We start from the raw sequence: 12,930 nt of genomic DNA, 5'->3' as shown, positions 1-12,930 counted from the left end.
GTCTGGAGAGGCTAGGAAGTGGGATTACATCAAAGAGGTCGAACTAAACCCGGATAACTCGGACCATGAGTGTGAGAAAGCAGCGTAAAAAATGAACTAATGGTGACATCTGTCTTGAAAAACGCCGGTCCACTAAATATATTATTGATTGGTAATCTACCCCTGAGTGATGACTCAAACCTATTTCACAGGTGCGACTCGTTGAATAACCACCGCTACAACCTCCAACTTGATGCGCCAAGGTGCTTAACGCCGACTTATTGAGTTCAGGTGTGGTAAATCCCTTGTCGCCGGCGAAGCCACAGCATGTAATCTGATCAGGAATAACTACGTTAGTGCTACACAATTGCATAACATCAACGATTTTCTGCTCTAGCCCCATTCGTCGGGCCGAACATGTAATATGGAGTGCGACCTGCTCATCAACCTGCTCAAAGTCCAGTTTATCCATCATAAAGGTATGTATAAAATCTACCGGTTCAAATAGTTTTATACGTGAGTCAAGATATTCTTTAAGGTGCATGGTGCAGGGACTAGTATCACAGTAAACAGGTATTTCACCATTATTACTGGCTTCAAGCAGCATCTGTACGGATTCAGCCGCTTTAGCATCCGCCTGATTAAACATGCCTTTACTTTTAAACGGCATACCACAACATAGCTCTTTTATATGCTGTGGATAAATAACATCAAAACCTGCTTTGTGCAGCAAGGCTTCGGTTTTATCAATCAATGCCGTTTGTTCTTCAGCGCCACGCGCTGGCCCCATGGTTCGACTGGTGCAACTTGGCAGATAAACCACCTGCGGTCTGTTTGTACGGTTATTGATATTTATAAGCCTGCGATCACTGGCAATAAGCTTTGGCGCTGGCGTCGGCATCTCCGGATTCCAATAACCGATCTTGTTAGCGGATACTTTTCGTGCCGCAGCGGTTACCGCCCCCATAGCTTTACTACCGATCAGGGCGTGACTTGTATTCATCACGCCAAAAGCCGTTTTCACTGCGCTTGTTACCATACCGAAATGGGTAGCGATCCATTGAGAAGTGCCTTCATGCTTGAAATTACGGTCGTGGCGCAACTGGCGAACTAAGTCACCGGTATTAATACCTACTGGGCAAACTGTGGAACAGAGCCCACAGCCGGCACAAGTATCGATGGCCATGTAATCGTATTCATCGGCAAAGCATTGTTGATGCTCACCTTTAAGCAGTGCTTGTTCTCGTTTACCGATAATACGCTTCCTTGGACTGAGGGTGAGGTTTCGGGATGGACACATACGCTCACAGAAACCACACTCAATACATTGGTCGACAATGTCGCTGACTGTCTGCATGGGTTTTAAATTGCTAATATGCAGTTTAGGATTTCTCGTAATCATGACATCAGGATTAAGTATTCCCTGCGGATCGAAGATTCTCTTGATCTCAAGCATTATACTATAGGCTTCTGCTCCCCATTCTTTTTCTACAAAGGGGGCCATATTACGGCCTGTGCCATGCTCAGCTTTCAGAGAGCCATCATACTTATCTACAACAACATCACAAACCTCATCAATAAAACGCTCATAGCGTTCGATTTCTTCTTTACTGCCGAAGCCCTGCGAGAAAATAAAATGTAGGTTACCGTCTAATGCATGACCATAGATCACGCCATCATCATAGCCATGTTTCTGCATCAAATGCTGCAAGTCGACAAGGGCATCGGCAAGGGTTTCAATCGGGAAGGCGACATCCTCAATCAGTGCCGTAGTACCCTTGGAGCGGGTTGCTCCTACTGCGGGGAAAATACCTTTACGGATATTCCAGTAAGCCTGGTACTCACTGGGGCTTTCGGTAAAGCTTGCTGGCACAACCACCTCTAAATCATCGACTTCTGAAAGAATAGTCGAGATATTTCTTTCCAGTATCGGCTTTTCATCGGCTTCAGTTTGCACCAAAATTGCAGTAGCACCCTCGGGGATCTTCGCGATAAAGTCCGGCACGCCATCCATATGTTGAACGGCAATGAGTGCAAAATAATCAATCATCTCTGCTGCAGACACCGGTGCTTTATGCAGCTTAAAGCGAGTCACAGCTATGCTTGCCGTACGAATATCCGGGAACACCAAAAATGCCGAGGCTTTTAATGGATACTTGCGGATAGTGTTGTGAGTCACTTCGGAAATAAACCCCAACGTACCTTCAGAGCCGATCATCAAGCGGGCTATCATGTCGATCGGGTCATTCCACTCAAGCAAGGAGCGTAAACCATAACCTGTGGTATTCTTCACTTCGTATTTTCGCAAGATACGTTTACTGAGCACTTCATTACTTCGCAGGTGCTTGGCGAGATTTTCCACCTCAGCAATCATGATTGAGTGGCTTTTTCTAAAGGCTGAGCGACTCTTTTCACAACCAGTATCCAATACCGTACCATCGAGGAAAATAAAGCGCGCAGATGCCATGACACCGTAGGTATCCAAGGAATTCATACCTGCTGCATTATTGATGGCAATTCCTCCAATTGTCGCAGCATCAATAGAGGCAGGCATAGGCGCCAGCTGGCGTTGCAACGGGGCTAAATACCGGTTAGCGTCTCCACCCAGTACGCCACATTGCATTCGAATTTTTTTGCCTTCTTCGAGGATGTCGTATTCTTTCCAGTCGGGTGTAAGTGATAACAGAATGGAATCGGTAATGGCTTGACCTGAGAGACTGGTACCTGATGCGCGAAAGGTGATAGGCAGATTTAGCTCGGAGGCCAAAGCCATAAGGTGTATCACCTCATCCTCATTGGCGATTTGAATGATGACCTTTGGTTGCAGTCGATAGAAGCTGGCATCGGTACCGTAGGCCAGAGTGCGCAGGTAATCGGTAATAATCCGTTGTTGCGGAACAACCTCGGCCGCTCTGGTTATAAATTCCTGATAGGTGTTCTGCTCTTGCATAACCTGCTCTGATCCCTTGTCGCTTGTATATCGTTGGTTGTGGCAGGTTAACGGACCCCCTATACTTAATAAATGCGTCTAATCGAATTTGATTGTTTCCAATAGTTTAATTATAGGGCTGGGATGAAGAATCTGGATGATATGCTTCTGTTTGCCGAGGTGGTCCAATTAAAGTCGTTCAGAGCCGTTGCTGAGCGTAGAGGCATTGCCAGCTCGGTTGTGAGTAAACATATCTCGCGCTTGGAGCAGCATTTAGGGGTTCAACTTCTGATCCGTACTACCCGTAAGCTCAAGCTCACGGCTGCGGGAGAGGAGTTTTTCCAGCATTGCCAACTGCTGGAAAGTGGTGTTACCCAGGCGGAACAGGCGGTTGCCCAGCACGCCGAGCAACCTAAGGGAGTATTGCGCTTGGCCGCACCGACGATTTCGGGGCAATTTTTCTTACCTGGTGTTATAGATCAGTACCTTAAGCTGTACCCGCAAATGCACGTAGAGATGACCATCCAGGATGACTTTCAAGATCTGATTGCCTCGGGTTTTGATTTGGCCATTCGTACTGGGACCTTGTCGGACTCGACCTTGCGTGCCCGCCAGCTGGTTAATTCACGTTGGCATGCCTACGCGGCGCCAGAGTATTTGGCAACGCATGGTGTCCCGAGTGATGTCTCAGTGCTGAAAGAACACAACTGCCTTCAATTTAGCCATCAGGAAAAAGGGGCTAATGACTGGCCTGTGACAGTTAAGGGGAAGGCCGAGAGCATTAAAATCAGCGGTCGGTTTCAAGCCAGTTCGCTGGTGAGTTTACGTGAAGCTGCTGTTGCGGGGATGGGCATTGCTTTTATGCCTGTTTTTCTGACAAGAGATCAAGTCGCTCAAGGCCAACTTGTTCCAGTGCTACAGGAAAGTATCTGCAGAGACGTTGGGATCTACGCCATCTATCCGGATGTACGTTATGTCCCTAGAAAAATCAGTGAATTTATTAACATTCTCGCAAAAGCCTACAACACACATACAAACATATTTCATTAAATGTCATTAAAAAGCGAAAGAAGTTAACTTAGCTCATGAGATTTCCTGCCCCACCTTCTTACGCAATACGTAAAGGTGGTCTCCTATATACCATGTTTACGATATATATCTAGCTGAGACTCCAATCCCCCTCCCCTCAAAAACCCAATGATCTGCCCTCCTGCAAATTGCTTCTTCATAACCAAAACTCCGTGCATAACAGACTTCACTAGGCTCAAAGTAGTTCAGCTAGAAGGAAGTAGATCATATGGCCCTCCTCTCTAAATCAAATCGATTTAACTATTTGTGCGGCTCAACGTTAAAACAACCAAACCAATCACACTACTGGCAAATAGTTTTTGCAGCTTAGGACCAGACAGATACTTGGCGATTGGTGTTCCAATTAATACCCCAAAAATACTCCCCACTATGGTATAGAACAATCTATCGGCCGGAATAGTTGAGACCTGCTGCAGATGAAAGGCAAATCCAGTGGCACTGACCAGGGCAATCACAAAAAGGGAAGTACCCACAGCACGATTGATATCCATGCCGACGTAAAGCGTCAATAGAGGTACGATGATAAACCCCCCTCCAACACCAAACAGGCCAGAGAGCACTCCGCAGAACAGGCCGGCACAAGCCAGTTGTAGCGCTTGTGCCCAGTCTATGCGGGAACAATAAGCGGGATTGCGGTTTGCCATCGTTAATGAAGAGCTTGCTCGTTTTTTACTACTAGCCTCCATCCACATGCGTATGGACAATCCGCCGGCAAGAAGGGAAAAGCCCAACATTAATAGACCTTCATCAATCTGCAAGCCAACCCAGCGCCCCAGCGGGGCGGTTATCATACCTGCAATCGCCAAAATAATACCGGGGGTGATGGCGAGGTCGCGCCGATTATTACGAACCAATACACCCACCATTGCCGCAACGCTCACTGCGCCCAGAGAAATCCCCATGGCTTCCATTAACGGTATGCCGAGTAATAACACAAACAGAGGTACAGCAAAAATTGAGCCGCCAGCACCGGTAACACCTAGTACTAGTCCAATGATCACACCTACTGCGATAATCATAAAGCGAATGCCTCTTGTATATGGAGCGCTGGGTAAATTGACAGCTGTGGTGAAGAGGGTAGACAGCAAGGTCATAGCGTAGATTTAGGGGCGAAAAACATCCAATATCAAAATTGCTCTTTGCAATAGTTTTTTGATATCAATTGAAGGGCTGAATAAACACCCAAACCAATACCCAAAAGCTATCACTACAATCAAAATAAGTATTATACGACTATCGTAAACAAGGTTAAGCTAGGCCACTCATCTGTCTAAATAGAGTGTTTGGGGTCAGCGAAATGGCAGGCTTTGACAAAGTCGTAAGTTGTTATGAAGAGGCCATGCAAGGCCTCGAAGACGGTATGACCGTCATTGCCGGGGGATTTGGTCTTTGTGGCATTCCTGAAAACCTGATTACCGAGATTCAGCGCAGGGGCACCCGCGAGCTGACCATTGTTTCCAACAACTGTGGTGTTGATGATTTTGGCTTGGGTCTGTTACTGAAAGATAGACAAGTCAAGAAAATGGTGTCCTCCTATGTCGGTGAAAATCGCGTATTTGAGAAACAGATGCTTTCGGGAGAGCTTGAGGTCGAATTGACACCCCAGGGAACCCTGGCCGAGAAAATGCGTGCCGGCGGTGCGGGTATTCCAGCATTTTATACCGCCACTGGCTACGGCACTAAAGTCGGTGAAGGCAAACCCGTGGGCGTGTTTAATGATCGTAACTATATATTAGAAGAAGCGATTACTGGTGATTTTGCCATTGTCAAAGCCTGGAAAGGTGATCGCTACGGTAATCTAATTTACCGCCACACCGCCCAAAACTTCAATCCCATGGCTGCCACAGCTGGGCGTATTACCGTAGCGGAAGTGGAAGAAATCGTCGAACCCGGAGAGCTAAACCCCGCACATATTCATACGCCGGGGATTTACGTGGATCGTATGATACAGGGCACTTTCGAAAAACGCATCGAACAACGGCTGGTTCGCGAGATTTAAGGGAGAATTCGGTATGGCTTTAACACGCGAACAAATTGCGATGCGCGTAGCACGCGAACTTCAAGACGGCTTCTACGTCAATTTGGGCATTGGCATTCCCACTCTGGTGGCCAATTGCGTGCCCAAGGGTATGGACGTTATGTTGCAATCCGAAAACGGTTTGCTTGGCATCGGCCCCTATCCCACAGAGGTACAGGTGGATGCAGATATGATCAATGCCGGCAAGGCCACTGTAACGGCCGTCAAAGGTGCATCCATAGTCTCTTCCTCAGATTCTTTTGCCATGATCCGCGGCGGTCATATCGATTTAACCGTGTTGGGGGCATTCGAGGTAGATGTTCTGGGGAATATCGCCTCCTATATGATTCCCGGGAGGATGGTTAAGGGGATGGGCGGTGCCATGGATTTGGTTGCCGGCGCCGACAACATCATTGTGACCATGACTCACGCCTCCAAGCACGGTGAATCCAAATTACTTAATCGGTGTACGTTACCGTTAACAGGCGTAGGCTGCATCAAAAAAGTGGTGAGTGATTTGGCTTATGTAGAAATTGCCGATGGAAAATTTTGGCTGAAAGAACGAGCGCCAGGGGTGAGTGTTGATCAAATTGTCTCTCTCACAAAGGGTGAGCTTGTGGTGCCGGACGTTGTACCGGAAATGCAATTCTGATTGTAGCTTATCAAAGCAGTAACAGTATCGTCGCGGAGAATAATCGTGGATTCTATGACCAAAACACCTGTACTTGTGTCCCCCGAATGGTTCTTGGATAACCAGGGCAATAACAATATCCAGCTGGTAGACGCGACTTGGTTTATACCTTCTGGCGACAAAGTGGGTCGACAGGAAGCTAAAGCTCAACGGATCCCGGGGGCGATTCATGTCGATATCGACTTTCTGGCTTCGGCAAAGCCGGGGCCTCCGGGGCGCATGTTCCCATCACCAGCGGAGTTCTCCGAGCAGGCAAAGGCCTCTGGCCTCAATCCCGATGCTCATATCATTATTTATGATCAGGCGGGGCTCTACAGCGCCGCCCGCTTGTGGTTTGTCTTGCGAAATTACGGCCATGAAAAAGTTTCCGTACTGGACGGCGGTATGCCCGCGTGGTTAAGCGTCGGTGGTGGCGTTGAATCAGGGCCTTTGGCTGAAGTGGAGACCTATGATTGGGGCATTCGTAAGCCGACAGACTGCACCAAAACCTGGCAACAAGTGCTGTCGAATATCGACGCTCAAGAAGCGCAACTGATCGACGTACGTCCACCGGCGATGTTTAACGGCGACACCTCTAACCTCTATGCCGATGTGCGCTCGGGTCATATACCTGGCAGCATAAACTTCTCACAGAGGGAGTTATCCCGAGATGGCCGACTTGTGCCTCCTGAAGAGGTCATAGAGAAGTTAACCGATGCGGGGATTGACTTGAATCAACCTATTATTGGCACCTGCGGATCTGGCGTCACGGCCTGTATTCTTTCAATGGCTCTGGAATATGCGGGATTGCAACGCTGCCCCATTTATGACGGTTCTTGGGAAGAATGGGGCATGCGCCACGATTTACCTATTGAATGTAACCAGTCCACGCAGAATTAACAGGTTTTGTGAACAGCATGAGTGATTTGAATTTTACCCTCGACAAAGAGACCCGATTGAAGACAGTTAAGAACGGCCTCTTTCTATGCCAGCCGAGTATGCAATATTGGAATATCCAAAGCACCTTTGGCGGCTGGAATTTGGCCGTGATGATGGAATCAATTCGCTCTCATCCGGATGCCAGAGGTGAGTTAGCAAGTGTTAACGTGTCACTTATCGAAGCCATCGATGAGAGACCATTTTATGTTCAGACTACACTGTTAAGTCGGCTCAAAAGCACGGATTTTTGGCGGGTGGAATTCTTATGTAGCGAGAGTGATGGGGACCTATTGCTCTCTGCTGAAGTGGTTATGAAAGCCCGCATGCCTTCAAAACAAGTCTACAGATCCACGATACCTAATGCGCCCTCCCCCCACGAGGTGGCCAAGGCTCAACTCGAGTGGTTCCCTCCTTGGATGGACAACTACCACCAACGGCCAGTTAATGGGGATCACCTTCGAGAGGCTGCGACGCCGTATTCTCTCACCTGGATCAAAGATCGTGAGCCGCGGCCGATGGATAGCAAGGCACTGATATTGATAGCAGACAGTATGATTCCCCGGCCCTATTATATAAACAATGGTCAATTACTCGCTTTTTCCGTTGCCTTTTCTTTCTACAATTTTGCGTCTGAGTCGACCTTACATGCGTTGGGGGATGACTACATCCTGATAGAAACCAACGGAAACTGTGTGAGTGATAGTACCTTTGATCAAAAAGCCAATATTTGGTCCCGTGATGGACAGCTCTTGGCTGTAACCAGTCAGATGGGTTTCTATCGGACCGTAGCTAAGTGATTGATGGTGCAAGTCGGCATCTGAGAGACTGAAAAACGTTGAGGAAAGATATTTGAATAACCCTGAAGTACATTCATTTTTTGATACGCATACGTACACCATTACTCATGTGGTCGCGGACCCCCAGAGCAAAGCCTGTGCTGTTGTGGATCCGGTGCTCAACTATGAGCCCAATTCTGGCCGTACAGCTACCCGCTCAATCGACGATATTATAGACTTCATCGTCGAAAATGGCTTTACTCTTGAGTGGATCCTCGAGACGCATATCCACGCCGATCATCTGAGTTCTGCACCTTATTTGAAGGAACAGCTGGGCGGAAAGATTGCCATAGGTAACAATGTCAGACAGGTACAAGAAACTTTTAGCGATGCTTTTAATGTCAAGGTAGATTTTGCTCGCGACGGCAGCGACTTTGATCAACTGTTTACTGATGGTGATAACTTTCGTGTTGGCACCATCATGGCGCAAGCGGTTCATACACCGGGCCATACTCCTGCGTGTATGACCTATATGATTGGCGATGTCTGTTTTGTGGGCGACACCCTGTTTATGCCGGATTTTGGTTCTGCCCGCTGTGACTTCCCCGGCGGGGATGCTGACACCCTTTACGACTCGATTCAGAAGATTTTTAGTCTGCCCGATGAAACCCGTTTGTTTATGTGTCACGACTACAAGGCCCCTGGCCGCGAAAAATATCAATGGGAAACCACAGTTGGTGAGCAAAAGCGTTCCAATATTCATGTAGGTGGTGGCATCAGTAAAGAAGAATTTGTTGCTATGCGATCTGCACGTGACGCCCAGCTGAAATTACCGCAACTGATCTTACCATCTGTGCAGGTGAATATGCGCGCAGGCCAGCTACCTAAACCAGAATCTAATGGTAAAAGATACTTGAAGATACCAGTGGATGTGTTCTAGTTATTAACACTCAATACTAACTAGTGCCCATCTAAAACAGGCGACTTTTCGTTGCCATTTCCGTTGCCGCTTTTGACGGCAACGTTCTCGTTTCCTTAGTGGGTCTCATCTCCGGAAGACTTGCTTTCAGGTTAATATGCCTCCATTCCTACCTTCTTGCTACAATCTACTTCGATTGCAGTTTATGTCAGGCTAACTTAACCAAGTTATAACAACCAATCACTGACCAGACGCAGGATTTAAATCCCTGTAACCCTTCAAGCGGTAGCGTTCATGGTTAGTGACTGCACCCTCAATGTCAAACTCCGGATTTTTTATGACGACTGATACAACGCTAGCGGATGCATTCTCTCCACACAGCGTTGATTGAGTTCCACCAAAAATTTCCACACATTTAAGATTATGGAGATCTCTGATAGCCACAGCAGATCGCGCGCCCATCAATAAAAACTCCTACGGAGGGTTACCCTCCCCTATGTTCTGTCTACGCATGCCGAATCCACGAATAATGAACAATGTCGTTCCCACAGTAGCCCATTAGGGCGACTTACCGCGACGAGTACCATCGACGACGGCATCACATACTACAGATACGGTTATCGGCACGCTATGTAGTATTTTCTATAGTCTAGCGGATTTTTCCAAGAACTCCTTGGGCTGTTTTATTCCGGCTCGAAATATTTACGGCGAAACCAGTTGATATGGAATTGGCGGCTTTTTGTACCCTTATGACATGTTCTATGAATACATAATGCATCGAATCGAGGGCTAAGGGCTATTGTCGCGATTAGCGATGAGGGATCAATGTATGGAGCAGCACAACGCCAGGTTGCCGCTGGCGTTTAACTAGTCTATCGAAGAATCGCTTCGCGTTTGCAGTAAGCCGAAATTCCACCGTGTTGCCTCCCATATCAGCGACCCAGTATAGGTATTTCCATTGAACTCTGACCTTGACATAGACTTAATCCATCCGCAGTCAAACAACAGTTGCTACCTTTTTCTAAGATCTGTTCCAATGTTGGGCTGTAACGTATTACCCTGCGATATATAGTTATGTGGCCGACTTCGACACTATGATCGAACATAAGCTATTCAATAGCTCTGAAGCTAAGCGAGCATGAAAGATACCAGCGAAACGCCTGCATTATTTCCTTATCGAAGTGCCGTCCCGTAAACCTCATTCTATTGTAAACCTTATGACCATATTTTGGTTCGATAGGCTAACATTTTCCGGCACTATATGCCGGGTTTGCAACAGAGCCCAATTAACAAAAAATTGAATATATAAGAAGCTTGTGATCAAGAAAGTACGTTATCCATATCATGAATCAAGGTACGGCTGGCCCTAAGGAAAAGGTAGACCGCTAAACCACCACCAAATATAACTGCGGACAACATTGCGTAACGAAGGGATTCTCCAGGCTCCGACGTAGCTAGCATATCACTCAAGAAGCCCACTGTGGCTGGCCCCATCCCCATGCCGATTATATTAATCACAAAAAAGAGTACAGCCGTTACCTGCGCTCTAAAGGCGGCAGATACTAAACCATGACTTAAAGCAAGAACTGCTGGTATCCAGGAGGCAAATAAACCCATACCCACTACATATAGCGCAAGAGCCAGATATAAATGATCTGTCGTTAAAATGATAAAAACAAACACACCACTGCTCAGTATTACTGCAGCTGCTAGCCAAACGTACCAGCGACGATCACTCAGTTTCAGCTTATCCACCATCATACCTCCACCGATGGTACCAATAATGCCGCCCAGGCCTGACGCCAGCCCAAGCCAAGTTCCCACTTCAGCAATGGAGATGTCAAACGTTCTAATCAGGTAGGAAGGCATCCAGTTTCCCATGCCAAAACTGGCAAACGAGGCCATCCCACCAGCCAGGGCGACATATCGGAAAGTGGTGGTATTCCACAAGCCTCGAACAACCCCCCCAAAAGACTCGTGTTTAGTTTTTTTAGCTACAGGAGGCGTGCCAAAGCGGTAACGGGTGGGCTCTTTGACCAATAAGCACAACAACATTGCCATTAAAACCCCCGGTAAACCAACGGCAATAAATGCCGTGCGCCAACCATAAGCCTGCCCTAACCAGCCACCGAGAACAAACCCTGTAAACACACCAAGATATATTCCTGAGGTATAGACAGACATAGCCGTTGCACGCTTATTTTCCGGATAAATATCTGAAATCATCGAGAGCGTTGGCGGAGTACCGCCCGCCTCACCTATAGCTACCCCCATTCGAGCCAGCAACATCTGCACAAAGTTTTGTGCCATTCCGCAGAGCGCAGTCATTAGACTCCAGACAGCCAGAGACACTGCAATAACATTTCGACGATTACTGCGGTCGGCTAAACGTGCAATTGGAATGCCGCAGACGACATAGAGACAGGCAAAAGCAAAACCTGACATCATACCCAACTGGGTATCGGTGAAACCCATCTCCTCTTTGATGGACTCTTGTAGTATCACCAATAATTGGCGATCCAAAAAATTAAACATATATACCAGCATTAACATTAACAAAACAAAATGCCGATAAGCAGGTTTATCATAAGAAGAAGGGGTCAATTCAACGGTTTGAGTGTTACTACTGTCCAGTTCAAAAACAAAACCCACACTCAACCCAAATGGCTTAGCAATTTTTTTCAATGTATCGAGTTCGGGATTGTGCTGATCATTTTCTATCGAACTGACAACATTACCTCGTTCATATCTTGAACGCCCTCCACAAAAGCATCCTCATCCCATAAAGGTTGAGTGCCAATCCAGGTTTGTGGCACAGATTCAGAGGCAATGCGCTTTGCCTCTTTAAGGCTCAGTTTTTCAGGTACACCGGCGCCGTAGCGATACCCCTCCACAAACAGTACACCGCGCAGGTAAGAGGCTTTCCAGGCCAGATTGTCGATATCTCTAGGCAATGCTGGTCGAGCAGGCAGTTCGGCGGAGAGCCAGGATTGCACAAAATTTTCCACCGGCCTGGATGTCGCTTTGCTGGAGGCCGCGGCCCACTCATTGATGGCCATAACAATAGTAGCGTCGTACTGGGGCCAGGAGATTGCCATGGTGCGCCAGCCGAACATATGCCCACCACCGTGGTGGAAAGCCTGTTTTGGTTGATCCCAGTTGCGTAACCACCAGACCAGCCCTTGGCGTTCACCACGTTTGGGCGCGCCATAATGGGTAATAGGTTTTTGCAATTGATCCGTTAGCATGGCCCTCGCGGTTTCTTGTTTTAGAATACGAACGCCATTAAGTTCGCCACCATTTTTCAGTGCCATCAACAGTTTGATATGGTCTCGCGGCACCGACACAAAGCCACCTGCCGGGTACTCTTCAAAATAGACCAGCGGAGTGGGAATCCAGACATCGCCCATGGTGTTGTAGCCAGTGCTCATCCGCTTCCAGATCTCCGGCTTGATATTCTCAACGCTTTGAGACGGCGGATACTGAGAGCCGGCCCCGGAAATATGGACAGCTCCATAAGTGGAATCTTCGCCTGATTTAGGGCACGGTAGTGCCCATGAACAGGAGATTTACCATGGCTAGACGACCACGTCGTAACCACTCACCCGAATT

The 12,930-nt window shown here is 47.6% G+C and carries 10 protein-coding genes and 1 pseudogene; 6 read left to right on the top strand and 5 right to left on the bottom strand.

Going from position 1 to position 12,930, the window contains the following annotated elements:
- Window positions 1–43: 43 nt before the first annotated feature.
- Window positions 44–2,929 carry an FAD-binding and (Fe-S)-binding domain-containing protein gene (locus tag HBA55_RS36805; protein ID WP_167001162.1) on the bottom strand — a complete coding sequence of 962 codons (2,886 nt, stop codon included), beginning with the start codon at window positions 2,927–2,929 and terminating at the stop codon, window positions 44–46.
- 123 nt (window positions 2,930–3,052) lie between these two features.
- On the opposite strand from HBA55_RS36805, the gene HBA55_RS36800 reads away from it, so the two are divergent.
- Window positions 3,053–3,958, top strand: a complete 906-nt coding sequence (locus HBA55_RS36800; protein ID WP_167001160.1) for a LysR family transcriptional regulator — start codon at window positions 3,053–3,055, stop codon at window positions 3,956–3,958.
- A 275-nt stretch (window positions 3,959–4,233) separates the two neighbouring features.
- Here HBA55_RS36800 and HBA55_RS36795 read toward each other — a convergent pair whose 3' ends face one another.
- Window positions 4,234–5,016, bottom strand: coding sequence for a sulfite exporter TauE/SafE family protein (locus HBA55_RS36795; RefSeq protein ID WP_167001158.1), 783 nt, complete (start codon window positions 5,014–5,016; stop codon window positions 4,234–4,236).
- Between the two features lie 278 nt (window positions 5,017–5,294).
- On the opposite strand from HBA55_RS36795, the gene HBA55_RS36790 reads away from it, so the two are divergent.
- The 5 genes from HBA55_RS36790 to HBA55_RS36770 are packed head-to-tail and all read left to right on the top strand — an operon-like array spanning window position 5,295 to window position 9,339.
- Window positions 5,295–5,996, top strand: coding sequence for a CoA transferase subunit A (locus tag HBA55_RS36790; protein ID WP_167001155.1), 702 nt, complete (start codon window positions 5,295–5,297; stop codon window positions 5,994–5,996).
- Between the two features lie 13 nt (window positions 5,997–6,009).
- On the top strand, window positions 6,010–6,666 hold the full coding sequence (locus HBA55_RS36785) for a 3-oxoacid CoA-transferase subunit B (RefSeq protein WP_167001153.1): 657 nt from the start codon (window positions 6,010–6,012) through the stop codon (window positions 6,664–6,666).
- Window positions 6,667–6,720: 54 nt separating this feature from the next.
- A complete protein-coding gene (locus tag HBA55_RS36780; protein ID WP_240946481.1) occupies window positions 6,721–7,584 on the top strand; it encodes a sulfurtransferase in 864 nt (287 codons plus the stop codon).
- A gap of 17 nt (window positions 7,585–7,601) precedes the next feature.
- Window positions 7,602–8,420: an acyl-CoA thioesterase gene (locus HBA55_RS36775; RefSeq protein WP_167001149.1), complete on the top strand. Its 819-nt coding sequence runs from the start codon at window positions 7,602–7,604 to the stop codon at window positions 8,418–8,420.
- A gap of 52 nt (window positions 8,421–8,472) precedes the next feature.
- Window positions 8,473–9,339 carry an MBL fold metallo-hydrolase gene (locus HBA55_RS36770; RefSeq protein WP_167001147.1) on the top strand — a complete coding sequence of 289 codons (867 nt, stop codon included), beginning with the start codon at window positions 8,473–8,475 and terminating at the stop codon, window positions 9,337–9,339.
- Window positions 9,340–10,126: 787 nt separating this feature from the next.
- Here the strand turns inward: HBA55_RS36770 and HBA55_RS38310 are convergent.
- The 3 genes and pseudogenes from HBA55_RS38310 to HBA55_RS36755 all read right to left on the bottom strand — a co-directional run.
- Window positions 10,127–10,288: pseudogene (locus HBA55_RS38310) on the bottom strand (hypothetical protein); the annotation flags it as partial.
- A gap of 350 nt (window positions 10,289–10,638) precedes the next feature.
- The gene (locus HBA55_RS36760) at window positions 10,639–12,003 is read right to left on the bottom strand and encodes a spinster family MFS transporter (protein ID WP_206020129.1); all 1,365 of its coding nucleotides are present in this window, start codon (window positions 12,001–12,003) and stop codon (window positions 10,639–10,641) included.
- A gap of 32 nt (window positions 12,004–12,035) precedes the next feature.
- Window positions 12,036–12,749, bottom strand: coding sequence for a serine hydrolase (locus HBA55_RS36755; protein ID WP_167001145.1), 714 nt, complete (start codon window positions 12,747–12,749; stop codon window positions 12,036–12,038).
- Window positions 12,750–12,930 lie beyond the last annotated feature (181 nt).

The organism is Pseudomaricurvus alkylphenolicus, from assembly GCF_011683955.1.
GTDB classification, from domain to species: Bacteria; Pseudomonadota; Gammaproteobacteria; order Pseudomonadales; family Cellvibrionaceae; genus Pseudomaricurvus; species Pseudomaricurvus alkylphenolicus.
The sequence above is the reverse complement of the archived record's forward strand: the minus strand, read 5'-3'. Positions and strand labels throughout refer to the sequence as shown.